This window comes from Parasedimentitalea nitratireducens, from assembly GCF_057444295.1.
Window position 1 is genome coordinate 17736 of record NZ_JBYAXC010000015.1, and the last position, 26908, is coordinate 44643.

Here is a 26908-nt window from a genome sequence, read left to right on the forward strand (position 1 = left end):
TCTGAACGCACTTCTTTACACACGATTCCCGCAAAGGAAACGCCATGACTGCAAAAATGAACGGTGCCGAAGCGATGGTCCGGATGCTACAGGCCCACGACGTGCAACATGTCTTTGGCCTGGCTGGCGACACCACCCTGCCCTTTTACGATGCCATGCTGCGACTGGATCACGGTATCACCCATGTGATGACCCGTGACGAGCGCAGCGCCACCTATATGGCCGATGGTTACTCTCGTGTGACAGGTAAAGTCGGCGTCGCCGAGGGCCCCTCGGGTGGTGGCGCCACATATATTCTTCCCGGGCTGATCGAAGCCACCGAAAGCTCTTATGCGGTGCTGGGCATCACCACCGACATCTCGGTTGGGTCCTATGGCAAATACCCCCTGACCGAGGTCGATCAAGACGCGCTGATGCAACCGCTGACCAAGTGGAACACCGTGATCAAGCAGGCCCAGCACATCCCGCGTATGGTTCGTACAGCGTTTCGGGCAATGACCACAGGACGCTCTGGTGCAGCCCACTTAGGCCTGCCCTATGACATCCAATATGATCAAGTGGATCCCACAGATATCTGGGCCGACCCGAAACACCAAAGCTATCCCGCCTATCCCCAGGGTCCTGAACCCGGCACTGCCGAGGCCGCGCTGGACGCGATCCTGTCGGCTAAGAACCCCTTGATTGTCTGTGGCGGCGGCGTGGTGATTGCTGGCGCAATGGAGGAACTGTCCCGCCTCGCCACCCGTCTCGACATACCTGTGGCAACCTCTATTTCCGGTCAGGGGTCACTGGCGGAAACACATCCCAACTGTCTCGGCGTGGTTGGATCTAACGGCGGCACTGACCAGACCTGGGAAATGATGGAAGCGGCTGATCTGGTTGTCTTCATGGGCTGTCGTGCAGGCTCCACCACCACCTCGCGTTGGGAGGCCCCAACGGCCAACACCCGCATCGTTCACTTCGACAATGACCCAATGGTCATCGGTGCCAACTACCGCACCGAGGTTGGCGTGGTTGGCGACCTGAGACTGTCGTTGCAACAGCTGAATACAATCCTGGATACACAAGAGATCAAGACAGAAGCCTTTGGGGGCAGTGCAAAAATCAGTGAACTCAAACAACGCAAGTTTGATGTATTCAATGCATTGGCCAACAGCACCGAGGCTCCCATCCGCCCAGAACGGGTGATCAAAACCCTGATGGACGTACTGCCCCCCGATGCCACCGTGGTCTCCGACCCAGGCACCAGCTGCCCCTATTTCTCGGCCTATTACCAGCTTCCACAGGCAGGTCGATACTTCATCACCAACCGAGCCCACGGTGCGCTTGGCTATTCCATGTCCGCCGCTCTGGGCGCTTGGTTCGGCCGCCCCAGCAGCAAGGTGGTGGCACTGATGGGCGACGGTTCCTTTGGCTTTACAGTGGGAGAGCTGGAAACCATCTGCCGCTGCCGCGCGCCAATCACCATGGTTGTGTTTTCCAACTCCAATTTTGGATGGATCAAGGCCAGCCAATACGCCGACAAAGACGCGCGCTATTACAACGTTGATTTCAACCAAACCGACCACGCTGCAGTGGCCGCAGCCTATGGGGTCAAAAGCTGGCGGGTAGAAAACCCCGAAGACCTTGACCGCGTTATGCGTGAAGCGGTTGACCATGACGGCCCAACGTTGATCGACGTCGTCTGCCAAGCGCTGGAAGAAAGCAACGCCCCGGTACGGAGGTGGATGGGGTAAGCACACCCCTGACACTATCTGGGAGACAGTTTCGCTGGACAACGGGCGCGGCCCCGAAGGGCATGAAATCCCCCAAGATGCCCTTCTTAGCTGCGCTCTCTAACGGGAACAAAAAGCCATAAGATGAACATCACCGACAAGGGACTCAAAACCAAACACAAGGCCCACCATGGCCCGGGACTGTGTCCTCTCTCCTTGGCCATATCCCCGACAGCCCAGAAGAGTACCCAAACCACGAAAAGCAATAGGGCGAACAAGACCAAGGCGGTGAGAATTTCCAAAATCAACAAAACGTCTCCGAATTTCGGTCGAAAGCAGCCCGTATCTATCCAACAATTATCCAAAGAAGTTCAAGGTATAATGGCAATTCACCAAACTGCCCACTACCAGGTTCGCTGCCCCCGGTTGAACCAACCCTTATTTGATCGGCCCAAACTACACGCCGACCGACATTGATGCATGTTTCACAAAGCCGGTCGCATCGTTCTCTTCTACAGGCTTTTCCCACAACCGCGGCAAACGCACATCGCGACCGGCCAGTGATTGGATTGAAACTCGTACCGATGAAAACCCAAAAAACACGCGATCTTTCGCAGTTGCCTCATATAGCCATGCCTCTCTCACTTACTGATGAGCAGTAGATATATAAATATTTAGGAATATTTTCCCTGAGCTTAATAAAGGTTAACGCGCCACCCCGAGGCAAAGCGCTTGGCGCTTTGACCCAATATTTGTGACAAATCAATCCTCTAGGCGAGACCGCTCAGCTCGCCCCGCTTAAAAGTCGAACAGGTCTTCGAGGAAGCCACCCATCTTTTTCTTCTTTTTGTACTTGTGATCATTATTTGTCCGATCATCATAGCTTCGATCTTTGTATTGGCGTTCCTCCCGCTGTGCGGGGGCCGGTGCAACACCTGCGCGCTCAATGATTTTATCCAGCTCGCCCCGGTCTAGCCACACTCCGCGGCACTGCGGGCAATAGTCAATTTCGACGCCAGACCGTTCCGCGATCACAAGGGTGTTTCCGTCTACCGGACATTTCATCAGCTGCTCTCCTTTGAACTTAACAGCCCAGACATAAGGAGCCCCAATGCTGTTTCAATATCGCCAAAGCCAAAGCCCCGTTGCGCACCCAGCGTACGCCCAGCTTATGGCGAATTAACGCCTATTTGCCATTCTCTCCCCTGTCGCGACACCCGCCGGATTGGCACCCCGGCACTTTGGACAGGGCTCCTGTAAAGAAAGGGGTGCTGAAGTAAGCTTTCATCACACGGGTGAAATTCCCGTCCGCTTCCGCATGGGCGGCGCCGTCCTCTTTAACTCAGAACACTCCAGGTTCCTCACGGGACGATACGACAACCGAAAAACACACCGCTCTCCGGCAAGGTTCTCCTTGGTCCGGATCAAAGCTGTGTCTCATAGCGGGCCAGCTCAGCCTTAAGCAGGGCCAAGAACTCTTGGCCAATAGCCGACAGCGGCCGGGTTTTCGACGTGATCACCGCCATCTCCATCAATATCGTCGGGCGGAACGGGCGGCTGACAAACCCGCCCTCGTAGTCAAAATCCAAAACAAAGGGGTCCAGGATCGACACCCCCATGCCCTCTTTGACAAAGCTCAGAAGGTTCTTGAACAGATGTGAATGCACCCGTGTCTTCAGCGGTATCCCGGCCAGATGAAAGGCCTCGCGGGTGCGGCGGTGGGTCATGTGATCTGGCCCCATCACAATAAACGGCACCCCGTCCAGCAGCTCGGGCGTCAGCACGTCATGTTGCGCCAATGGGCTATCCTCGGGCAGTGCAATCTTGGTCTCAACCGTGATCGGATAGGCCTCTAACCCGTCGGACAACACTGGCATTTCACACACGCCAACTTCAAACAGGCCCGACATCACCCACTCCTGGATCTTGGCGGAATACTGCGACTGGAAAGAGATCGTCATGTCGGGCCGGTCTTTGGCAAAGCGCGAGATTAGTTTGGGCATGAACCCAAAAGACATCGAATGCTGTGAGGCCACCTGCAACTGCCCGGCCTGCTTATTCTGCAGGTCAATCACCGCCTGGGTGACATGGTCAAAGCCGCGCACCACGGTGTCGATTTCCTGGAACAGCAGGCTTGCCTCGGGCGTGGCGACCAGCCGCCCCTTGATGCGTTCGAACAGTTTGAACTGCGTTTGCTGCTCTAGCTGGTGCAACAGGTTCGAAATCGCGGGCTGCGAGATCCCCAGCAGCGAAGCGGCACTGGTGACGGTGCCGGTTTCAATGATGGCGTGAAAGGCCTGCAATTGGCGGAATCTGAGGTTCATGCCCTATCGTATCACATTAAATGATGCACTTGCCACAAATTCGTATTTGAAATGATACCAGACCGAGGGCATGGTACACAAAACTTATGGACGTAACCGTGCCCTGCGCATCAGATATTTTACCCAACAAGACCACCGGACCCTGCCAATGAACTCAACACATACTGTAATCGTAGGAGCAGGCATCGTCGGCACCTCAACTGCCATCTGGCTGACCCGTGCAGGGCACAAGGTCACACTGATCGACAAAGGCAAACCGGGCATGGGCGCGTCTTATGGCAACGGCTGTATTCTGGCGAGCTGTGGCGTGGCCCCGGTCACCACGCCGGGTCTGATAACCAAGGGTCCGCAATACCTGCTGGATTCCAATTTCCCGCTGTTCCTGCGCTGGGGCTATCTGCCCAAGCTGGTGCCTTGGTTGGTGCGCTATCTGGCCAATGCCAACGACGGCGACACCCGGCGCATCTCCAAGGGGTTGACGACGATTGTCAGCGACAGCCTGGAACAACATCAGGCCCTGACCGCGGGCACCGATGCCGCCAAATGGGTGCAGGAAAGTGAATACAACTTTGCCTATACAGATCGCGCCGCCTTTGACGCCGATGCATATACTTGGGGGCTGCGCCGCGAGGCCGGGTTTGTCCCCGAGCTGATCGAAGGTGCCGACGTACAAGACAAGGAACCTATCCTATCCAAGTCGATTAAGTTGCTTGCGGTCAACAAAAGCCACGGGTTTATCCACAACCCAGGCCACTATGTGCAGGATCTGGTCAAACTACTAACCGATATGGGCGGCACTTTTGTGCAGGCCGAAGTCAAGGATTTTGATCTGAGCGGTGGCAAGATCAGCGCCGTAGACACCGATCAGGGCCGGTTCGATTGCGATCAGGCAGTTCTGGCCACTGGCGTCTGGTCCAAACCGTTGATGCAGAAACTGGGCATCAATGTCCCACTTGAAGCCGAGCGCGGTTACCATGTGCTGTTCAAGAACCCTTCCCAGACCCCCAACAATCCGATGATGCTGACCTCTGGAAAATTCGTTGCTACACCAATGGATCAGGGGCTAAGGTGTGCGGGTGTGGTTGAATTTGGCGGGTTGGATGACACCCCCTCCAAGGCACCGCTCAAGCTGTTGCGTAAAAAGGTTGCCGAGGTATTTCCGCAGATGACCGCCGATAGCGAAGAAGAGTGGTTGGGCTTTAGACCCGCGCCGTCAGACAGCCTGCCATTGATTGGCGAGGTCGGCAGCAGCGGCGTCTATGCGGGTTTTGGCCACCACCACATCGGGCTGACAGGCGGCCCCAAGACCGGCCGGATGATCGCAGATATGATCAGCGGCCAGCGAAACAACATAGATATGACGCCCTACGCCCCACAAAGATTCGGCTAACGGGCCAATAAATACCAAACAATAATCAGGGAGAAATAATGATGAAAACCTACACTATGAAAGCCGCGATTACAGTCTCGGCCGTCGCCCTTAGTGCCTCGGCTGCGATGGCTGAAAAGTGGGACATGCCCATGGCCTATTCGGCAACCAACTTCCATTCTGAAATGGGCGTGGTTTTTGCCGACAAGGTGCGTGACTATACCGGCGGCGAAATTGATATCACAGTGCACCCCGGTGGTTCGCTTTTCAAAGGCGGTGAAATCAAACGTGCGATCCAAACTGGTCAGGTGCCAATTGGTGAGCGCTTCATGGCCGCCCACGCCAACGAAGTTCCGCTGCTGGGCTGGGACAACCTGCCGTTTGTTGCCACCACCTATGCTGACAATGACAAGCTGTGGGGCATCGCCAAAGACAAGGTGAATGCACAACTGTCCGACCTGAACTTGGTTGCGCTGTACACCTGCCCATGGCCGGGCCAGGGCTTCTACTTCAACAAAGAAGTCAGCTCGTCCGAGGACACACAGGGCGTAAAGTTCCGCTCGTACAACACCGCCACCGCCACCTTTGCTGAGCACCTCGGTATGGTTCCGGTACAGGTCGAAGCAGCTGAGCTGAGCCAGGCGCTGGCCACTGGCGTTGCCGAGGCGTTTATCTCGTCTGGCTCCACCGGTTATGACCGTAAGGTCTGGGAGCACCTGTCGCATTACTACAAGGTCAACGCTTGGCTGCCGCGCAACTATGTGATGGTCAACAAGGGCGTGTGGGATGGTCTGAGTGCCGACGCCCAGGCCGGACTGCAAAAAGCAGCGGACGAAACCGGTGCTGCCTGCGCCGCCAAATCCGAGGAACTGGCAGGTTGGTACTTCGAACAACTCGAAGCCAATGGCATGCAAGTTGCCGACGCTGGTCCTGAGTTCCTGAAAGAGCTTCAGGCGATTGGTGCCGCGATGCAGGCTGACTGGCTGAAAGACACCGGGGCTGACGGTCAGGCCATTTTGGACGCCTATAACGCCAACTAAATTCACACATTAATCTCACGACCCCGCGCATTCCAGTGTGGGGTCGTGTCATATCTGACCGGGGGATAGGGTTTTGCGCGACTGGCAACCTTTTCTGGGCCTGCCGTTATGGGTCTGGCTGTTTATTTTTCCAACCATTTTGGCGGTGTTTTGTCTGACCAACCCAGGGCTTGCCGAACGTATTTTGCGTCCGATCTGGCGGATACTGGATCGATTTTATCTGGGGTCTGGCGTCGTCGCCTCGTGCTTTATGGTCACGATCCTGCTGCTGATCGTTGCGCAGATGGTCATGCGCTGGAGTAATCTGACCTTTCCCGGCGCAACTGAATATGCCGGATATGCCATGGCTGCGACCTCGTTCTTTGCGCTGGCCCATGCGCTGACACGCGGGGCCCATATCCGGGTGTCGATCTTTTTGAATATGAACAAGTTCCTGGGCTTCTGGCTCGACGCCTTGGCCATGTGGATTGCCGCGGTCACCGCCACCTATTTCGCCCGTTATGCCATCAAGACAAACATTATGTCTGAAATGCTGAACGACCGCACCCAGGGGACTGACTTTGTGCCCGAGTGGTTGCTGTCGGTCTTTGCCATGTTCGCCAACTCCCCAACAAAGTGGGGGCAGATCTGGGCCGAAACCGGATCTGATTGGGTCTACACACCGGTCTGGTTGCCGCAATTACCAATGTCGATTGGAACAGTCCTGCTGGCCGTCGCCATCTGGGATTACCTCACCCGCCTCTTAGTCAACCGCGAAACCAGCATCATTTCGGAGGCGGTCGAATGAACGAGCTCTATGCCACCATTATTTTCCTCTTTGTCCTGTTCACCCTTCTTGGCAGCTCGGTCTGGATTGGCCTGGCGCTGATGGGCGTGGCCTGGGTTGGGATGGAGCTGTTCACCACCCGCCCTGCCGGTGACGCGATGATCACCACCATCTGGACCGGCTCGTCTAGCTGGACCCTGACCGCCCTGCCCCTGTTCATCTGGATGGGAGAGATCCTGTATCGAACCCGATTATCCGAAGACATGTTCCGCGGTCTGGCCCCATGGATGCGCTGGCTGCCGGGTGGGCTGCTGCACACCAACATCGCCGGCTGCACCATCTTTGCTGCTGTATCCGGTTCGTCCGCTGCTACACTGACCACCGTCGGCAAGATGTCGATCCCGGAGTTGCGTAAACGGGGCTACCCGGAATACATGATCATCGGCACCTTGGCTGGTGCGGCCACCCTTGGCCTGATGATCCCGCCCTCGCTGACGTTGATCGTTTATGGCGTCACCATAAATGAAAGCATCACCAAGCTGTTCATGGCGGGCATTTTCCCCGGCCTAGTGCTGGCCGGCCTGTTCACGCTTTACATCATGGGCTGGCACTTCTTTGCCAAGGGCCCCCGGCCTGACCCGGAACCTCCGATGAGTTTCCGCACTATGCTGGCCGAAAGCCGCTTCTTGGCGCCGGTGCTGATGTTGGTTTCGGTGGTGATCGGGTCGATGTATCTTGGCTTTGCCACCGCAACCGAGGCCGCAGCCGTGGGTGTGTTGGGCTCTCTGACACTGGCCTTTTTCCAGGGTTCACTGAGCTGGAACACCTTCGCTCAATCGCTGATGGGGGCAACCCGCACCTCGGCGATGATCTCCTTGATCCTGATGGGCGCGTTCTTCTTGTCGCTGTCGATGGGGTTCACCGGATTGCCGCGCGCATTGGCCGATTGGATCGACACGCTGAACCTGTCACCACTGTCGCTGATCGTGGCGCTGACCATTTTCTATGTCTTCCTTGGCATGTTCCTGGATGGGATTTCATCCGTTGTGCTGACCATGGCCATCATCGAGCCGATGATCCGTCAGGCCGGTATCGATCCGATCTGGTTTGGTATCTTCATCGTGGTGGTGGTCGAAATGGCGCAGGTCACACCGCCGATCGGGTTTAACCTGTTTGTGCTGCAAGGCATGACCCGGCACGAGATCTCCTACATCTCAAAGACCGCCATTCCGATGGTGGGGCTGATGCTGCTGATGGTGATCATTCTGGTGGCCTTTCCGGAACTTGCGACCTGGTTACCCGAAAACATCCGCACACGACCTAGCGGCTAACGGATAATGCTAAACGCGCTCGCCCTTGTCGCCCGACATGGGCGGGTCGCACTTGTGTTGGGATTGCTGGCTGGCCTGGCCCTCCCCGGTGTCGCGCAGTTTCTGCGCCCCTGGCTGCCTCAGATGATCGCAGGTCTGCTTTTCCTGACCGCCTTTCGTATCGGCGCCAAGGCAGCGCTTGGTGGCTTGGCTGACGGGATAACAACTCTCAAGGCAACGTTAGTCCTGCAATTGGCACTGCCACTGGTCGCTCTTGCTGTGTTTGCAGCCTTGGGCATCGCCAACACACCTGTCGCAATCGCCATCATCTTGATGCTCAGCGCACCATCGGTCACCGGCAGCCCAAACATCACCCAATTGCTCGGCCATGCACCAGAGCCAGCCTTTCGCATTCTGATCCTTGGCACCGCCCTGATGCCAATCACGGTGATCCCTATATTCATGCTGTCGCCCGGGCTAGGAGACTTCCGCGATGTCATGATTGCCGCGCTACGCCTGATTGGCGCCATCGGTGTGACAGTCATCGCCGCGTTTTTATTGCGTCATTGGTTGGCTCCGACACTGAAACAGGAAAAAGCCATCGCGTTGGATGGGCTAACCACAATTGCCCTCGCGGTAATCGTCGTCGGTTTGATGTCAGCCCTCGGCCCCGCACTGACCCAGGACCCGCTGCTGGTTCTGCAATGGCTGATCGTAGTGATGGTCGCCAATCTGGGCCTGCAATATGCGACCTATCGCTGGCTGAGTTTTCGCGGCCACCACACCGAGGCTGTGCCGCTGGCTGTAGTTTCAGGCAACCGCAACTTTGCCCTATTCTTGATCGCCTTGCCCGCCAGTACCACCGATCCCCTTTTGATCTTTCTCGGCTGTTATCAGGTGCCCATGTACCTCACGGCAGTGCTCATGCGCAGGCTCTACAGAAAAGTTCAAAACACCTCTTGAAGCTCTAGTGACTAGAGGTCGCATATAAGACTCATCCAAGATCAAGTGAGTCGAAACCAATGCCCAATACCGCCGCCGCCGCAGAATCCTTTGCCGAGCTGACCACACCAACACCGCTGCTGGACTATGAGACCCCAGCCATACAATCCCTGATCCGGGATCGTGGCTGGCGCGACCTATCCGCCTTTGATCAGATCGGCGCCCTGCATGATTTTGTCCGTAACGAGATCCGCTTTGGTTATAACCTGGCCGACACCACTAAGGCTTCAAAGGTTCTGAGTGATGGCTATGGCCAGTGCAACACCAAAAGCGTGCTGTTGATGGCGCTGCTGCGGGCGCTGGGCCTGCCTTGCCGGATGCATGGTTTTACCATCACCAAATCGCTGCAACGGGGCGTGGTGCCCGAGCTGGCCTACCCCATTACCCCCAGCAACATCGTTCACAGCTGGGTTGAGGTCTGGTTTGACAATCGCTGGGTCAAGCTGGAAGGCTTCATTCTGGATGACGCTGTGCTGACGGCATTGCAGAAACAATTCCCGGACCGCAACAGCCTCTGTGCCTTTGGAGCAGGCACGGACACCTTGCAACAGCCCGAGGTCAACTGGACCGGGGCCGACACCTATATTCAGCAAACCGGCATCAATCAGGACTTTGGCCTGTTCGACACCCCAGACGCCTTCTTTGGCAAACACCCACAAGAGCTGACCGGTCTGCGCGGCTTCATATTCCGCAACATATTGCGGCACTGGATGAACGCCCGCGTGCAGCGGATACGACAGGGCCGCCGCTATTCCTTGCCTAAGTCTGCGCTGGACTGACGGGTCGTGGGCTTGGCCATCTGCAGCACCTGCGGGTGGCCCGGCAACATATTGTTAACCTTACTAGCCCAGACCTCTGATATAACACAATTTTTAGCTAGTTTCTTAGGCATTCAGAAATGTCTTAATTCCAAGACCCTCGGGTGAATTACGGCAACAATTGGGCAGGTTTGCCCCATTTGCCAAAGACCTGACACGATCCCGGCACATTTCCCGCGCACCTTAACGGAACAAGATCTTGCCGCCGTGCAAGACGTTCAGTTGTCACAAGGGGGCCACGACTGTGCATCACAATCAATTGGCGCAAAACCAACAACAGCCAGACGAGCTGGAGTGCGGATTTGAACTGCTACATGGTCAGTACACCATCGAAAGCGCCCTGAGCAGCGGTGGCTTTGGCATTACCTATCTGGCACGTGACAGCCTGAACCGTCGAGTTGTGATCAAAGAGTGTTTCCCCGTCGATATCTGTTTCCGCGCCGAGGGAAACCTGCACCCTATTTCGCAAGACTGCGCCGAGCAGTATAAAATCGTGCTGCGCAATTTCCTGCGCGAGGCCCAGTGGCTGGCCCGCGCTGTGCGTCCCGGAGTTGTCGGCATTCATCAGGTTTTCAAGGAAAACAACACCGCCTATATCGCGATGGAGTTTGTCGAGGGGCACGACCTTGTCACCCTCTACGAGGATCACCCCGAGGTCCTAAAATCCCTGTCGCTCAAGGACACACTGGCACAGGCACTTGAGACCCTGTCGTTCCTGCACGGGCTTGGCATCCTGCACCGCGACATCTCACCGGACAACTTCATCATTGGCGACGATGGGGCACTAACGCTGATTGATTTTGGCGCAGCCAGCGGCGACTTGCCCGATGGTGACGCAGGCTTTGATCCCGTGCTATCGGTCAAAGATGGCTACTCAGCACACGAGCTATACAATCCCGATCTGCCGCAAAAACCCACCAGCGATATCTATTCTCTGGCCGCCACGTTTCATTACCTACTCACCGGCGCTGCGCCGCCCAATGGTCAGCAACGGCTAACAGCTCTGTCAGCGGGTGATCTCGATCCCTGCCATTTTCTGACCGGAACCAATGTTCACAGCGATCAAGGCCTGCTTGCCACAATCGACAAGGCACTGTCGGTTCTGCCCGGGGTCCGTTTTCAATCGGCTGACGAGTGGCTGGACGCCTTGGAAATTGATCAATGCGAAACCACCCCGGCCGAGCCCGTCGAAATCGCGGAAGAGCCAAGCCAACCCGAAAAATCCGTATCGATTGATGACGACTTGGAAAAGATGCTCTCTTCGTTGATCGAGGACACCAACGACGGGCTGGTTCCCGCGCAACCAAAATCGGCAGAACCCGTTAAACGCAAGGCGCTGTTGCCTGTTTCCAAGCCTAAGAAAGAACCTCAGCATCTGGTCGACATTTTTGGCGAGCCCGTCAGCAATGTCGATGCCTGGCTCAAAGAACAGGACCGTTTTGCCAAGGCCAAACGCGCCGCCGCCAAACGCGCATCCCCTTCGGACGTTCACAACGAACAAACTGCCGCTGCCCCCGCCTCGGGCGGTTTTATCAGCAAACTCGTCCCCGCTCCGCTGCGGCGGATCTTTGGCGGCAAGCCTCATACATCTGACAACTCGTCGGCCTCTCAGCGTTAAAAGGAACGATCATGAAATTTATCCGAGACATCATCGCCGACAAACAAGAACAGGTTCATGCGGGCCAGCCACAGGCTCCTGCTGAACAGGCTGAGAGTGATGTTATGGCGGCGGTTCTGAATCAATCCGAGCCTCAGCCAGATGCATTGCAACTTGGTGACGAATTCGTCGTCCCTGACGCTGCCGAAGATAATATCTTTCGCGCGGAACCCGATACCCCCGCCATTCAGGCCGAGGCACCATCCTCTCTTGATCTCCTAAAGGATTGGGACCACGGGCCAGCCGACAGCGTGGAACCCGAAACTGACGTGTTTGAAGACAGCGCGGTTAGCCAGGCTGTTGCATCGTTCTTTGAAGAGGCACACGAGGATGAAGGCGCCGATACGGATTATGCTGAGCCTGCCCATGAGGCCCCGCAGGATATCGATCTTGGCCAGCTTGCCGAGCCCGAAGTCACGGCAAATGAGGCACCAACCGACCGCCCCTACAAACTGTTCCGCCGTTCACAGAAACAGGCCGAATTGGCTGCATCGCAGGATCACGCAGAGCCTTCCAATCCACTGGATGACATACGCCCAGCCCCTGCTCTGCAGCCCGCACCCGAACCGCAACAAGCTGCCCCTGTTGCACCATCACAGCCTCAAGCTCCGATAGCCCCTGCACGGGCGGAGCGCCGCCCGGAGCCGGACATGCCCAGTCCGGCCGCCCAGACGTCAGCGCCCATTGACGTCCCCTCCCCTGCCATGGGTCGCGGTTCCAGCCGCGCCGGGCGTGTTAAAACACGACTGTTGGGCTTTAACCCCGGTCAGGCCGCTGGGGCCGATCCCTTTGCGCGCACCACGGAAACCACAGCCAGCGAATACACCCAGTTCCCGGTGGGTTGGCTGGCCGTGGTCAAGGGCCCTGGACTGGGCGCGACTTTTACCCTGTACAGTGGCGTAACCAACATCGGCCGAGGTGAAGACCAGACCCTACGGCTGGATTTTGGCGACAACAGCATCTCGCGCAGCAACCATGCCGCCATTGCCTTTGACGCCGAGCAAAACAACTTCTTCATCGGTCATGGCGGTAAGGCCAATCTGGTGCGATTGAATAATCGTCCGGTGCTGAGTACCGAAGAACTGGGCAGCGGCGATCTGATCCGCATCGGCGAAACCACCCTTCGCTTTGTGCCACTATGCGGTGGCGACTTTGGCTGGAACGAGGCAGAGCAGAGCGGCACCGGGCATGTTTCCTAAAGCCCAATTTGCATATGATGCTGCAACCTCGATCAGCCGAGGCCGCCGCGACCGCCAAGAGGATGCTATTGCCGCCGATTTCATGGACGGCACAGGCCTGGGCTTTGCGGTTCTGGCCGATGGTATGGGCGGCCACGCTGCAGGTGACATCGCCAGCAAGATCGTGGTCACCGAGGTGTTCAGCGAGCTGAAGTTCCGCGCTGGTGAGCCCGAGCTACTTGAAGAGCATCTGCAAGCCGCCCTCTCTGCCGCAGCTCATGCCGCCAATGACTGTGTTGGCCACTATGCCCAACAGAACGCCGTAACCAGCGGCATGGGGTCTACCTTGCTGGCCCCTGTCTTGTTTCATGATCGTCTGTACTGGATCTCGGTCGGGGATTCGCCGCTGTACCTGTTTCGCAACAACGATTTGATCCGGCTGAACCAAGAACATTCTCTGGCCGCGCAGCTGGACCAAATGGTTGCAGACGGACAATTGGAACAGACTGAGGCCGACAATCACCCAGACCGGGCTTGTCTGACTTCGGTCTTGGCTGGCCATGACATCGCCCAAGTGGATTGCCGCGCGGAGCCGGTCGAATTGCGCGACGGTGACATCATCATCGCTGCCAGTGATGGGTTGTTGTTTCTGGACGACAGCGAAATCGCGGCGGTCATTTCGGCTGAACAGGGCAGCTCGAGTTCCGAGATCGGGGCGGCCTTGATGCAAAACCTGGAGCAACTGGGCGACCCTGAGCAGGACAATATCTCTTTCTGCGTCATCAAGGTGGCAGATCTTGACAAGGCCAGCGCAGGTGAGGCGATAGCTGCAACAGCAGCCCCAAAACCAAAAGCCACCCGCCCTGACAAAAACACCATCACCATTGTCGCCTCAGCTTCGCGCGTAAAGGGCGTCACTTCCTATCGCATATCAAGTGGAACCACAGCGTGAGCCAACTGAAGCAAGACATCAGCCCGCTTGCGGGCGAGCTGGAACAGGCCCTAGGCCAAGGCGCCCTGCCCAGCGAGTATGCCGAGTGGGGCAGCCAGCTGCTACACCGTCTGGCCAAGCCTGTTCAGGTTGCTGTGATTGGGCAGCCGGGCAGCGGTAAGTCCGCGGTCATCGACATGATGCTGGGCCGCACTGTGGTATCGACCCATGACACCACCCCACTCATCGAACTATGTTATGGCGAACAGGAACAAACCGTTTTTGAGTTGAACACAGGGCAAGTCCTCCCTCGCCCGGGTATCTTGGCAGGCACCGCAGTGCCCGAGGGTACAGTGCGCGTGCGCCAGGAACTGCCAGATCAGCGGCTCTTGAATCACAGCTTCACCGAAGTCTCCCTAACAGGGTCTGGCGTGCAAAAGCAGTCGCTGCTGCAACAAATGGTCAATCAGGCCGATGTTGTGATGTGGTGCAGTGAGACCTTTGACTTTCAGGATCAGGCCCTGTGGTCTGCAGTCCCTGACGAGAAGAAAGATCACAGTTTTTTGGTGCTGACCATGGCCGACCGCCAAATCATGCGCGGCACCCTTTCAGATCTGCTAAGTGAGCTGGAACCGGTCGCCGCCGAAGAGTTTCTGGGTGTTTATCCGCTGGCCACAGTTCAGGCGATCCAGGCGCAGACGGCGGGTGCGGAGCTGAATGCCGAGCTATGGAAATCCAGCGGCGGCAAGCAATTGGCTGGCGATGTGCTGCATCAGATTGAAATGGGGCGTGCATCGGATGTGGATCAAGCCGAAATGCTGGTGCGCCAGTTTGCAGCCAAATCCGAAGCTCCTGCCAGCATTTCTGAAACGGTGGAACCCGTTGCGCCTCAAGTCGCGACACCTGCGGCCCCATCCTCAGCCCCAGCGCCTGTGCAAAGCAACAACCTGCTGAACTCCGCCTTGGGACTGCTGCAAGATCGCGCCAAGCAAATGCTGGCCGAAAGCGATGGGGGGCATGATGTCGATTCCGAGCAAGTCCTGAACAGCTGTGTCGAAGCTGTACGCGCCCTTACAAATACGCTGGCGCAGGAACGGCATCCCAACCCCGAACTGCGATCAGCACTCGATGCCGCGCAGGATGGCGAAGAGCTGATGATGCTGTTCCAGCTGGAACGTGGTGAAGATGCCGCCATAGATGCGGTCACGTTGCTGTTGCAGCTCAAAAAGGAGATCGGTGATGACCTCAAACACTGATCTCCAGAACCCTACCCTGTCGAATTTCAAAACGGTCGATCCAGTATGAACGCGCAAACCCCGATCGAAAGCATGACCAACATCCACGAGGCCGCGCGCCCGTCGAACCTGAATGCCGGTATGGAACCGCTACATGACTTTGCCGCCCAGTTGGCCGAGCTGCAGGCTGCATTGGATGCGCTGACTGACCTGTCTGGCGATAAAACCACCAGTGCCCTACCGCGACTAAAGAAAGAGCTGAACAGCTTTGAGCCCTGCATCACCATGCTGGGACAGGTAAAATCGGGCAAGACCTCTCTGGTCAACGCCATGGCAGGCTGGGCTGATTTGCTACCATCAGATGTGAATCCCTGGACCTCAGTTGTAACCTCGCTGCACCTGACACCAAACCAATCGCGTGCGGGCACCAGCGCCCGGTTCCAGTTCATGACCGAAGCCGAATGGGACCGGCTGCTGACCAAGGGCGGGCGCATTGGGGAAATGGCGGGTCGTGCCGGGGCCGACAGCGAGCTGCAAAAAATCCAGAGCCAAATCGAACAAATGCGCGAACGCTCGCGTCAGCGGCTGGGCCGCAAGTTTGAGCTGTTGATGGGTCAAACCCATGACTATGAGTATTTCGACAAAAACCTGATCGAACGTTACATCTGCTTGGGTGATGATTTTGATCTGGAGCCGGAAGACGGCGATGACGGCAGCCAGGGTCGCTTTGCCGATATCACCCGCTCGGCCGATCTGTACCTGAACAGCCAAACGGTGCCGGTACCCCTGTGTTTGCGCGATACGCCCGGGGTCAACGACACCTTTATGATGCGCGAGCAGGTGACCATTCAAGCCATCCGTGATAGCCGCATCTGTGTGGTGGTTCTGTCGGCCAACCAGGCGCTGACCTCGGTCGACATGGGTTTGATCCGGATGATTTCAAACCTGAAATCGCGCGAGGTTGTGATCTTTGTGAACCGGATCGACGAGCTGGCCGATCCAGTAAAACAGATCCCCGAAATCGAGGCCAGCATCCGCCAGACACTGGAAACACACCACGGCCCCAAGGATGCCGAGATTATCTTTGGCAGTGCCTATTGGGCTGGCCGCGTGTTGACCGGCGAGCTGGAAGAAATGGAAGAAGCCAGCACCGAGGCCTTGTTGAAATGGGCTGAAACCCGGTTGCAAACCGCTGAGCAGGATGAATCTCCGCAGGATATGGTGTGGGAACTCTCGGGTGTTCCCGCTCTGCTTTGTGCGATCTCGACCCGTGTGGTCAAGGATCTGGGTGAGCCCTTGCTGGCGCGTGTTGCCAGTTCCGCGGTGACAGTGGTGACCGGCCAGCAAGCGGCGCACTCGGTGATGATCAACGGTCAGGATAAAGCTTCGGGGCTGAGCATGCATGATCTGAAAACTCAATTCGAGCAGATTGCCAGCACGAACCTGCAAGCCCTTGAAGGCGGGCTGGACGGTATTTTCCAAAACTACCAAGACCGGGCCGATCGGGCGCATGACACCTTTGTCAGTCGCGCCACCCATTCGCTGGTCGAACATCTGGAACGCTGGGGCGAAGATTGCCATTGGGAATATGACCCGGCGGGCCTGCGCCTGCTGCTGCGCAGTGGTTATTCAGTGATGGCAACCCGCGTACAGGCAATGGCGCTGCAGCAATATGAACAATCGGTGCAGGAAGTCGCGCAACTGCTCTATTCGGGCTTTGGCTCGGCGGTCGAGGGCATCCAGCTTTCAGTGCCCGAAGTACCACCTGTAGGCTCACCAGTTGCGCTGGGTCAGACCATCGCGCTGGATTTCAATGACAGCTGGTGGAGCTCATGGTGGCGACGCACGCGCGGCTACAAGGCCTTTGTCAATAGCTTCCAGAAGCTGATCTGCGCCGAGACCGAGGATTTCATGCACCAACTCAAGCAGGTGCAAACCGACGACGTGCGCACAAACACGCTGACGCGGCTTCAATCCTTTTTTGACGATCAGCGTGATATCCTGATGGAAATTGCCACGCATGGCCAGCGCGGTGGGGATGTGCAGGATCTGTTCACCAGTCAGTCCGAGCAAGAACGTCAAGCCATCACCGAAGCGGCCCTGACAACATTGAGGAAGTACGTAGCATGACGCAGGAGACAGCCATGGCCAGCGCCGAAAGCCCGCAGACCGCGCCACAGCGCAAGCCACGTCTTGCCCTGATGGGAGAATTCAGTGCCGGTAAAAGCACCCTGACCAACCTGCTGGTAAGCCGTGAAATCCTGCCGACCCGTGTGACCGCAACACGGTTGCCGCCAGTGTGGATTTCGTATGGCGAAGAAGCTGCCTTTGTTGTCGCTAAAGACGGAACCGAGACTGCCATCGCGCCCGAGGATCTGGCCGATGTGCCGATGGACGACACCGCGATGATCCGGCTGTACTTCCCAGCTGATGCGTTGACCCTGTGTGATCTGATCGACATGCCCGGCATCTCGGACCCCAACATGCCCGCCGAAGTTTGGCAATCGCTGCTCCCCGAGGTGGACGGCGTGGTGTGGTGCACCCATTCCACCCAGGCCTGGCGCCAATCCGAAACGGCTGTATGGGAGAGCATTGCCGCTGAGATGAGCGGCCCCAACATTCTGCTGATCACCCATTTCGACAAGCTGCGATCGGATCGGGACCGCGCCCGCGTGGTGGCCCGCATCACCAAGGAAGCTGGTGATATGTTTGACCGTATCTTCCCTATTTCCCTGAGCCAGGCGCTGGCTGCCGGGGATGACGTTGAGGCCTGGAATGAAAGTGGCGCTGACAAATTGGTCGAGTTCATGGTTGAAAGCCTGCTGAACCACCCGCAACCAGACCGACCTGTTGTCGCTGAGCCCCACTCGCCTGCTGCCGCCCCACGGGCCACTCCGGAAGAGCCCAAAGCTGACGTTGTTGCCATCGAGGAAATCCGCGAGACGGCCGCCCCCCGGCCAAACGAGCCAGCCGAACAGGTCGCTGATGATGCCGAGGCTTATGTTATGCCGCGTCGGGTTAGAGCAAAGTCACGCGGCCAGCGCCCACCGCGACGACAACCCGAACTGGACGTACGAGATGAGTAGGCAAACTCTCATTACCAGGCCCGCTGATTACGGAGATCTGGAATGAACATCGCAGAACGGCTTGATGCCCTGCGCCTTGGGGAACCGGGGTGCAGGTTGGTTGCCTTTGGGGATCTTGGTACTCGCCTGGTGCTGCGCAGCAGCGCTGCGGTTCAGCAACCACAGGAATATCTCGATCAATTATGCGCACAAGCCGAACAGGGGTTTGGTCTGCAAGATGCGCTGGGCCCGCTGGATGAACCACAGGCTGGCGACGAGGTGATTGTGATCTCACCACAAGAAACCCGTATTTATGTGCGTTCCCCGAAATCTGTCGACGCGGCTGACAACGATGCCATTTTGTGCGTTTGCCAAAATGAGCAAAACGCCCAGCACCTGATCACTCAGGCCAAGATCCTGCTCAGTGACCTTTCGGGGGCCGTGTAATGTCGCACTCTGCCGCCAAAAGCACCACGGGAACAAGTGGTTCCAGCACTGCGCTGACAGATGCATTGCTGCGCCTATCTGGTCAGGTCGCGTCCCAGCCCGAGACTGAAAATTTGGCCCGGGTTTTGCTGCGGGAAATTGATGAAACCATACTTCCCCGATTGCTGACACTGCATTTTGATGACCAAGCCGTGGCCAGATTGAAGGTTGCGCAGCGCCGGGTGCTGTCGCTTGATCTTGGCACCACACATGGTCAGCACAAACCGCTCGACACCGCCGATCAATCCGCTATCGCGCAAACCTATGCGCAGCGGGTGACCCAACTCATCGCAAACCAGGGGCAGGCTCGGTTTCATCTTAGCCGCCAGCCCTGCGAAACGGGTATCGAAACCGAAAGCTGTTCGGTGGCCCAGTTGGCCGATGCGTTGAGCACGCGCCAAGACACAAACAGGTTACAAAGTTTCCTTGCAACAATTGGGGCAGATGCCCTGGCTTGGGTACACACCCAAGGCAAACCGGACGAAGCCGAGGGCGCAGGTCCGGACGATATAGTGCAGCGCCTTGCCGGATTGTTACCTGCCCAAACCAACCATGGCGCAACGCCCCGTGTGCCTGATCAGACCCCGGGCTGTATGGTGTTGACCCTGTCATCGGACATCAAAGTCATCCGGGCATGGGATCGCAACGCGGTATTGTTAATCGCCTTGCCCACAGAGTTACTTGCCACAGAAATTGAGGCCTGGCGTGGTATATTCGCCTAGCTTGTGACACGTGTAGCCGCTAGGCCTGCGCATAGTTCCAGCCTCCCTACCTCTCAGAACGTAGCTTGTCCGCTTGAGGGGTCGGCCCTGTCAAAGCACGGATTCTATTTGACAAGGTTCAAAGCCCCGCCCTACCATTTGCATACGAACAAACATTTCAAAACGCCAGGATAAGCCCCAGTGGACTATTTCGCTCCGACAGAGCTGAACGATGCCCTTGCCCTTTTGGCGTCAGAAGACCTGAGCGTTATTGCAGGCGGCACCGACGTTTTTCCAGCGCGCGGAACAGATCCACTAAAGCAAAGCCTATTGGACGTCACCCGAATAGCCGGGCTGACCGGGATCACCCAGTCGGATGATGGATACCGTATCGGCGCCGCAACGTCGTGGAGCAGCATTGCGCAGTCGGATCTACCAAGCTGTTTTGCCGGACTGCAGGCTGCCGCGCGCGAGGTTGGCAGCGTACAGATCCAAAACGCCAGCACAATTGCAGGCAACATCTGCAATGCGTCTCCGGCGGCGGATGGCATACCACCACTGCTAACGCTGGGCACCGAGGTTGAGCTGGCCGGACCAAATGGCCTGCGCCGCCTTCCCTTGGCCGAGTTTGTAACCGGACCCCGCCAGATCCAATTGGGCGCTGATGAGCTGGTAACAGCAGTCGTCATTCCTGACCTACCCGCCCATACCCGCGGCGCGTTTCAGAAACTGGGCGGCCGTAAATACCTGGTGATCTCGATCACGATGGTGGCTGTAGTGATTGGTTGCGACGCCGCTGGTCAGATCGACTTTGCGCGTGTGTCAGTTGGGGCCTGCTCACCTGTGGCCCAGCGCTTGTCTGTCCTAGAAGAGGATCTGATTGGGCAGGCCCCTCAGGAAGCCTTGATAGCCGACCAACATCTTGCACCACTTGCGCCAATTTCCGACGTTCGCGGAGATGGCTCCTTTAGGCTGGATGTGGTGGCCGAACAGATCAAGCGAGCCGTTGCCAAGGCGGGAGCTGCCAATGGGTAAACCCGTTGTCAAAACCCTCACCCAATTTCGCCTGAACCACAGCAAGGTCAGCGCCAATCCGCAAGCCGGAGAGCGGCTGTCGTATACCCTGCGTGAAACGCTTGGGCAGCGAGATGTCAAAGTGGGCTGTGATGCCGGGGACTGCGGGGCCTGTACTGTGCTGGTGGATGGCGCGCCGGTCTGTGCCTGTCTGACCCCGACCCAACAGGCCGAAGGCAAACATATCGAAACACTGGGCGGGCTTAGTCGGCAGGATGAAGAGGCCCAGCGCCTAACGGATAGTTTCCAGGCTCATGGCGCGGCGCAATGCGGGATCTGCACGCCAGGGATGATGGTGGCTGCCGTTGCCCTGTTGCGCGAGACCCCGGCCCCATCTGAACAACAGGTTCAAGACGCGCTGGGCGGTGTTTTGTGCCGTTGCACCGGCTATCGCAAAATCATCGACGCCGTTGTTGCGGCCCATGAGGGCAGCCCTCTTGAACAGGGCGACGGCTGTGTTGGTCAGCCGATCCCACGCTTGGATGGCGCGGCCAAGGTCAACGGGTCCGAACGGTTTGGTGATGATGTCGCCCCGGCAGATGCACTGGTGCTGCGGATCATCAGATCGCCCTATGCGCGGGCCAGTTTTACCTTTGGTGATATCGCCCACTGGCAGGCCAACATTCCCGGCGTGGAAGCGGTATTGACCAGCGCCGATGTGCCCGGTCAGAATCTATTTGGCGTTATTCCAGACTTTGTCGATCAGCCCGTCTTTGCCGAGGGTGAAACCCGGTTCCGGGGCGAAGCGGTGGCTGCTGTCATAGGTCAGCCAGACAGCATGCAGATTTTTGACGCGGCCTCTTTCCCGGTGACATGGACCGAATTGCCCAGCGTAGAAACGATGAGCAAGGCCACTGCCCCAGACGCCCCGCAACTGCATATGGGTCGTGACGGCAACGTGATGTGCGGCGGATTTGTTCAACAGGGAGATGCCGAACAAGCACTGGTGGCCGCGGATATCTCTGTCGAAGGGCGCTTTCAAACCGGCTTTGTTGAACACGCCTATATCGAGCCCGAAGCAGGCTTTGCCCAGATGGTGGATGGCCGTGTTGAAGTGCACGCCTGCACCCAGGCCCCGGTGATGGACCTAGAGGGGCTGGAGCTGATCCTGGGCATGGACCGCAAGGACATCCGCATTGTGCCAACCGGTGTTGGTGGTGGCTTCGGCTCCAAGCTAGATCTGTCGGTGCAACCCTATCTGGCCTTGGCGTCGCTAAAGACAGGAAAGCCAGTGCGACTAGCCTATACCCGTACAGAATCCATGCAGTCGACTACTAAACGGCATCCCTGTGACATCACCCTTAAAATCGGCGCCAGCAAGGATGGGCGTGTTCAGGGCTTTGATTTTCAGGGGCAATTCAACACCGGCGCCTACGCCAGTTGGGGGCCAACCGTGTCGAACCGGGTGCCGGTACATGCCTCTGGCCCCTATCGCGTGGGTGACTATCGGGCCGAGGCCAAGGCTGTTCATACCCACTGCCCTCCCTCTGGTGCGTTTCGCGGATTTGGGGTGCCGCAGGCGGCCATTGCACAAGAAAGCCTGTTTGATGAGCTGGCCGACAAGTTGGGGATGGATCGGTTGGAATTTCGGCTGCTGAACGCGCTGGAGGACAACACTCCCACGGTCTGTGGACAGGTGTTTGAACAGGGGGTGGGCATCAAGGCCTGCCTAGAGGCTTTGCGCGCGGCGTGGGACACCGAACGAGGTGCAGCTGCGACCTTCAATGCCACTAACAAAACGCTTAAACGCGGGGTTGGCATTGCCTCGGGCTGGTATGGCTGCGGCAATACTTCGCTGCCCAATCCATCCACCATCAAGGCGGGCATCCGCATAGATGGCAGTGTGGTGCTGCATCAGGGCGCGATGGATATTGGTCAGGGAGCCAATACCGTCATCACCCAGATCTTTGCCACTGCACTGGGCGTACCAGTGCAGCAGGTTACACTCATAGGGGCTGATACCGATGTCACCCCGGATGCGGGCAAAACCTCGGCCTCGCGTCAAACCTATGTGTCAGGCAATGCCGCGCGGCTGGCGGGTGAGGCCTTACGCGCTGATATTCTGGCGCGGGTCAATGCCAGTGAAATGGCTGAGCTAAATCTCAACTTTGATACAATCAAGGTGAGCGATGAGGGGGCAACCCATTTCGTCAACCTGAACACCCTGCCTCAATGTGACGAAGGCTATGTGTTCTGCACTAAACAAACCTATGACCCGCCCACCAAGCCGCTGGATGAGAATGGCCAAGGCGACCCATACGCCCAATATGGCTATACCGCCCAGCTGGTTGTCATCGAAGTAGACACCGCGCTGGGTACAGTGACACCAGTCAAATTTGTTGCCGCACATGATGTGGGCAAGGCGATCAACCCTCAGCTGGTAGAAGGTCAGGTGCATGGTGGCATTGCGCAAGGGCTCGGCATGGCCTTGATGGAGGAATACATCCCCGGCCGCACCGAAAACCTGCATGACTACCTGATTCCAACCATCGGGGATATTCCGCCAATTGAGACGCATATTATCGAGGTTCCTGATGCCCATGGCCCCTTCGGTGCCAAGGGGCTGGGGGAACATGTGTTGATCCCCACCGCTCCGGCCATTCTGAACGCAATCAAGGATGCCACCGGGGTACGGATCACCCAGATCCCGGCCACGCCTTCGCGGGTGCGTGCCGCAATCAAGGAGCGGGCCAATGGCAACTGAGCGCGTAAAACCGGAAAAGATCCGCTGCGACGCCTGCCCGGTGATGTGTTTCATAGCGGATGGGAAAATTGGTGCCTGTGATCGGTATGCCAATCACGGTGGCGATCTGGTGCGGCTGGATGCGCTGACCATTATTGAGAATACCAGCCACAAGCTGGTTCCGTTTCTGAAGGACAGCCAGCCGGACGAATGGGACGGCAATATCGTGCAAGGCGACCGGCCCTTTGTCACCGCCGTTGGGGCTGGGACAACCTACCCCGACTACAAACCGGCGCCGTTTATTGTCAGCCAGGATATCGAAGGCGTCGATATGGTCACCGTGGTGACCGAAGGAATATTCTCGTACTGTGGGGTCAAGGTGAAGATCGACACCGACCGCCATATCGGCCACGAACGTGATGTGGTGCGGGTAGATGGCGAACCCATCGGCCATGTGATGACCAGCGAATATGGCTCGAAGATGCTGTCGCTTGGCGGTGTAGAGCATCTGACGGGTGGATCAAAGAAAGAAGGCCGCGTCACCTGTGATGCCCTGCTGCGTCTGTGTAACCGCGAGCCGGTTGAGATGGAGATCGTTGACGAGGATCATCTGACATCCGTAGTGGTGGAGGCTGGCAGGCCTCCCATCGTGAATGGCGTGACCGAAAAACTGATGAGGGTGGGCTGTGGTTCGGCCACCATTGGCATGTTCCCGAAACAATGGGTTGGTCACGTGGACGAGGTGGTGGTGGTCGATGACCACATCACCGGCGTGTTGTCAGAACATCAGACCGGCAAGGAACTGAACGTGCCTCCCACTGGCATCAAGATCAAAGGGCGGCGGTCCACACCGGGGCGGTATTTTCAGGTGGCCAACCCTGGCACTGGCTGGGGCGGCACCGACATTGAGGACCCACTGACCATCCTTGGCCCCTTCAATCCAAAGGTCGCTTGGGAAGGGTTGAGCCTGCTGATGGTGTCGACCACGGGGGAGCAGTATGGATACTTTGTGCTCGATGCGGATCTGGTGCCGCAAGCGACTAAAATCCCCGCCCAGCTCAAGGCCTCTGCGGATCTGATTGCAGAAAACTGCGAACCTTCGGTCTGTTCGGTGCTGTTCATGGGCGGCGCTGGCGGTAGTCTGCGGGCCGGAGTGACGGAAAACCCGGTGCGGCTGACCCGATCCGTCAAGGACTCGCTGACCTTTGTGTCCTGCGGGGGAGCCGAGAGCTATGTCTGGCCCGGCGGTGGTATCACTGTGATGGTCGATGTGCTGGACATGCCAACCGGATCATTCGGCTATGTCCCAACCCCGGCACTGGTGGCACCAATTGAATTCACCATGCGGGTCGCTGATTACGAAACGTTGGGCGGGCATATGGGCGAGATCAAGAAAGTCTCATCCATTGTGTCAGACCAGACCCGCCGGGTGACACAGGTCGACAGCCAACCAGATCCGATGGATCGCACTAATTATCGCTGGGCAAAGGAGCGCCGGTGATGGGTCCCGTCGCCCGCATCCTGCCCTGTGGCGCCCGGCTGCATTTGCAGCACGGGCCAATTGATCTGGTGATTGGCGCGGATGGAGATCGTGAGACTGCCTTTGCTGCAGCGGAGGCTCGGTTTGAAACTGTGTTGGAAGAACTGGTAATGGAACTGCCACTGCTCAAAAGTCAGATCACAGCTCATTCCCCCTGCCCTATTGGTGCAATTGCCCAGCGCATGGATCAGGCAACCCGCCCCCAATGCCAAGCCTTTGTCACACCAATGGCTGCGGTGGCTGGGGCGGTGGCGGATACCGTTCTTAAAGTGATGTGTGCGGCCACTCCGCTACAGCGCGCATATGCCAACAATGGCGGCGACATTGCCCTGCACCTTGGCCCCGGGCAAACATTTGTCACTGCAATGAATGACCATCAGAACCAAGATCTGGGGCGGATCGACATCAGCCACTCCAGCGGGGTTGGTGGCATCGCGACCTCAGGTCGGCATGGGCGCAGCCTGTCGCTGGGGATTGCGGACAGTGTCACCGTATTGGCCAAAACAGCCGCGCAGGCAGATGCCGCCGCTACACTGATTGCAAATGCAGCGGACCTGCCCGGCCACACAGCCATTCACCGACAGCCCGCCAGTGATCTACAAGATGACAGCGATTTGGGAGAGCAGCTCGTAGTGAGCGATTGCGGTCCCTTATCTGACGAAGACATTCACTCGGCCCTAAACGCCGGACAGCAAAGAGCGCTGGACATGCAGCGCGAAAATCACATCATCGCCGCCGCGCTGTTCTTGCAAGGGCATTGCCGGTTGGTTGGAAACACCGGGTTCACCCCATCAGTTAGGACGCAGCTTTATGCCTGATCTTGTCATTCGCAAAATCATCTCCTCGCGTGAGGAAATCTATCACGAGGGTGGGCCTGTCGTTGATACCCCGCTGTTGCGTGGCTCTATTATGGCGATCATCCAGAACCCTTTTGCCGGGAAGTATGAGCCTGAAATCCAAGGCTTTATGGAAGACCTGAAACCACTCGGGCTGGATATGGCACAACGGCTGCTGGACATGTTGGGCGGGCCGGACAAGATCGAAGGCTACGGCAAGGGATCACTGATCGGTGAAGGCGGCGAACTGGAGCATGGCGCGCTGTGGCATGCGCCGGGTGGCTACGCGATGCGGCAGTTGCTGGGCACCGCCAACGCCATTGTACCCTCATCGAAAAAGGTCGGTGGCGTTGGGTCGCGGCTGGATGTGCCGATCACCCACATCAATGCTGCCTATGTGCGCAGCCATTTTGATTCAATGGAGGTGGGCTGCAACGATGCGCCGCGCGCAAATGAACTGGCCTTTGCGCTGGTGATGACCACTGGGCCACGGGTGCATTCGCGATCGGGTGGGCTGGAAGCCTGGGATATCAAAGGAGAGGATGGATTACGATGACTGTCAAAATTCGCAAAATCGCGGTGAACGTCGAAGAAGTACATTCTGAGATTGGTCGCACAATCAGCCCGCCCACCCGCAAGGCCGTGGCTGTTGCGGTGATCGAAAACCCGTTCGCCGGGCAGTACCAAGAGGACCTGTCGGATCTGATGGCCATTGGGGCTGAACTGGGTGGATTGCTGGGCGAAAAATGTGTTGCAGCGCTGGGCATTACCCCAGAGCTGGCTGAAAGCTATGGCAAATCCGCCATGGTTGGGGAAAACGGCGAATTGGAACATGCAGCTGCCATTCTCCATCCTCAACTAGGGGCGCCATTGCGCAAGGCGGTTGAGAAAGGCGCGGCTCTGGTGCCGTCGTCCAAGAAAATGGGCAGCCCCGGTCAGGTGCTGGACGTGCCACTGGGCCACAAGGATGCCGCCTATGTGCGCAGTCATTTTGACGGGATCGAGGTACGGCTGAACGATGCTCCGCGGGCCAATGAAATCATGGTGGCTGTGGCTGTCACTGACAGTGGCCGCCCCCTGCCCCGCGTTGGCGGGCTGACCACGGATGAGGCCATTGGCAAGGATGGGTTGAAGTAGTTCAGCCCTCTATTCGCGGCAGGCGCCCTGTGTTGACTATA

Annotated in this window: 23 protein-coding genes; 21 read left to right on the forward strand and 2 right to left on the reverse strand. The window is 57.6% G+C overall.

From position 1 onward, the window contains the following. Nucleotides 1–44 precede the first annotated feature (44 nt). Complete coding sequence (locus AC2T28_RS22615; protein ID WP_486750873.1) at nt 45–1736, forward strand: thiamine pyrophosphate-binding protein; 1692 nt, start codon at nt 45–47, stop codon at nt 1734–1736. 777 nt (nt 1737–2513) lie between these two features. Here the strand turns inward: AC2T28_RS22615 and AC2T28_RS22620 are convergent. Further along, nucleotides 2514–2780: a TFIIB-type zinc ribbon-containing protein gene (locus tag AC2T28_RS22620; protein WP_486750874.1), complete on the reverse strand. Its 267-nt coding sequence runs from the start codon at nt 2778–2780 to the stop codon at nt 2514–2516. Between the two features lie 359 nt (nt 2781–3139). Beyond that, nucleotides 3140–4039 (reverse strand): LysR family transcriptional regulator, encoded by a 900-nt coding sequence (locus AC2T28_RS22625; protein ID WP_486750875.1) that lies wholly within the window; start codon nt 4037–4039, stop codon nt 3140–3142. Nucleotides 4040–4187: 148 nt separating this feature from the next. On the opposite strand from AC2T28_RS22625, the gene AC2T28_RS22630 reads away from it, so the two are divergent. The 20 genes from AC2T28_RS22630 to AC2T28_RS22725 all read left to right on the forward strand — a co-directional run bounded on the left by AC2T28_RS22630 (nt 4188) and on the right by AC2T28_RS22725 (nt 26867). Further along, complete coding sequence (locus AC2T28_RS22630; protein ID WP_486750912.1) at nt 4188–5429, forward strand: NAD(P)/FAD-dependent oxidoreductase; 1242 nt, start codon at nt 4188–4190, stop codon at nt 5427–5429. 41 nt (nt 5430–5470) lie between these two features. Next, nucleotides 5471–6448 (forward strand): TRAP transporter substrate-binding protein, encoded by a 978-nt coding sequence (locus AC2T28_RS22635; RefSeq protein ID WP_486750876.1) that lies wholly within the window; start codon nt 5471–5473, stop codon nt 6446–6448. A gap of 73 nt (nt 6449–6521) precedes the next feature. Then, nucleotides 6522–7235, forward strand: coding sequence for a TRAP transporter small permease (locus AC2T28_RS22640; RefSeq protein WP_486750877.1), 714 nt, complete (start codon nt 6522–6524; stop codon nt 7233–7235). After that, a complete protein-coding gene (locus AC2T28_RS22645; RefSeq protein ID WP_486750878.1) occupies nt 7232–8545 on the forward strand; it encodes a TRAP transporter large permease in 1314 nt (437 codons plus the stop codon). The genes AC2T28_RS22640 and AC2T28_RS22645 overlap by 4 nt, the downstream gene beginning before the upstream one ends. A gap of 6 nt (nt 8546–8551) precedes the next feature. Continuing rightward, a complete protein-coding gene (locus tag AC2T28_RS22650; RefSeq protein WP_486750879.1) occupies nt 8552–9487 on the forward strand; it encodes a hypothetical protein in 936 nt (311 codons plus the stop codon). A 59-nt stretch (nt 9488–9546) separates the two neighbouring features. Continuing rightward, nucleotides 9547–10305: a transglutaminase-like domain-containing protein gene (locus AC2T28_RS22655; RefSeq protein WP_486750880.1), complete on the forward strand. Its 759-nt coding sequence runs from the start codon at nt 9547–9549 to the stop codon at nt 10303–10305. Between the two features lie 283 nt (nt 10306–10588). Continuing rightward, on the forward strand, nt 10589–11962 hold the full coding sequence (locus AC2T28_RS22660) for a serine/threonine protein kinase (RefSeq protein WP_486750881.1): 1374 nt from the start codon (nt 10589–10591) through the stop codon (nt 11960–11962). An 11-nt stretch (nt 11963–11973) separates the two neighbouring features. Next, entirely contained in the window at nt 11974–13200 is a 1227-nt protein-coding gene (locus tag AC2T28_RS22665) for an FHA domain-containing protein (protein ID WP_486750882.1), read from the forward strand. Continuing rightward, entirely contained in the window at nt 13190–14131 is a 942-nt protein-coding gene (locus tag AC2T28_RS22670; protein ID WP_486750883.1) for a PP2C family protein-serine/threonine phosphatase, read from the forward strand. Before AC2T28_RS22665 ends, AC2T28_RS22670 begins: the two co-directional genes overlap by 11 nt. Beyond that, nucleotides 14128–15366 (forward strand): hypothetical protein, encoded by a 1239-nt coding sequence (locus AC2T28_RS22675; protein ID WP_486750884.1) that lies wholly within the window; start codon nt 14128–14130, stop codon nt 15364–15366. The genes AC2T28_RS22670 and AC2T28_RS22675 overlap by 4 nt, the downstream gene beginning before the upstream one ends. Nucleotides 15367–15411: 45 nt before the next feature. Further along, nucleotides 15412–17475, forward strand: a complete 2064-nt coding sequence (locus AC2T28_RS22680) for a dynamin family protein (RefSeq protein ID WP_486750885.1) — start codon at nt 15412–15414, stop codon at nt 17473–17475. Continuing rightward, entirely contained in the window at nt 17472–18431 is a 960-nt protein-coding gene (locus AC2T28_RS22685; RefSeq protein ID WP_486750886.1) for a dynamin family protein, read from the forward strand. The genes AC2T28_RS22680 and AC2T28_RS22685 overlap by 4 nt, the downstream gene beginning before the upstream one ends. Before the next feature lie 42 nt (nt 18432–18473). Further along, nucleotides 18474–18857, forward strand: coding sequence for a hypothetical protein (locus AC2T28_RS22690; protein ID WP_486750887.1), 384 nt, complete (start codon nt 18474–18476; stop codon nt 18855–18857). Further along, on the forward strand, nt 18857–19618 hold the full coding sequence (locus AC2T28_RS22695) for a hypothetical protein (protein WP_486750888.1): 762 nt from the start codon (nt 18857–18859) through the stop codon (nt 19616–19618). Before AC2T28_RS22690 ends, AC2T28_RS22695 begins: the two co-directional genes overlap by 1 nt. A gap of 180 nt (nt 19619–19798) precedes the next feature. Continuing rightward, entirely contained in the window at nt 19799–20632 is an 834-nt protein-coding gene (locus AC2T28_RS22700) for an FAD binding domain-containing protein (protein WP_486750889.1), read from the forward strand. Then, nucleotides 20625–23375: a molybdopterin-dependent oxidoreductase gene (locus tag AC2T28_RS22705; RefSeq protein WP_486750890.1), complete on the forward strand. Its 2751-nt coding sequence runs from the start codon at nt 20625–20627 to the stop codon at nt 23373–23375. Before AC2T28_RS22700 ends, AC2T28_RS22705 begins: the two co-directional genes overlap by 8 nt. After that, nucleotides 23365–24855 (forward strand): 6-hydroxynicotinate reductase, encoded by a 1491-nt coding sequence (locus AC2T28_RS22710; protein ID WP_486750891.1) that lies wholly within the window; start codon nt 23365–23367, stop codon nt 24853–24855. Before AC2T28_RS22705 ends, AC2T28_RS22710 begins: the two co-directional genes overlap by 11 nt. Next, the gene (locus tag AC2T28_RS22715; RefSeq protein ID WP_486750892.1) at nt 24855–25712 is read left to right on the forward strand and encodes a UPF0280 family protein; all 858 of its coding nucleotides are present in this window, start codon (nt 24855–24857) and stop codon (nt 25710–25712) included. Before AC2T28_RS22710 ends, AC2T28_RS22715 begins: the two co-directional genes overlap by 1 nt. Beyond that, on the forward strand, nt 25705–26286 hold the full coding sequence (locus AC2T28_RS22720; protein ID WP_486750893.1) for an amino acid synthesis family protein: 582 nt from the start codon (nt 25705–25707) through the stop codon (nt 26284–26286). Before AC2T28_RS22715 ends, AC2T28_RS22720 begins: the two co-directional genes overlap by 8 nt. After that, nucleotides 26283–26867: an amino acid synthesis family protein gene (locus AC2T28_RS22725; RefSeq protein ID WP_486750894.1), complete on the forward strand. Its 585-nt coding sequence runs from the start codon at nt 26283–26285 to the stop codon at nt 26865–26867. The genes AC2T28_RS22720 and AC2T28_RS22725 overlap by 4 nt, the downstream gene beginning before the upstream one ends. Nucleotides 26868–26908: the final 41 nt, after the last annotated feature.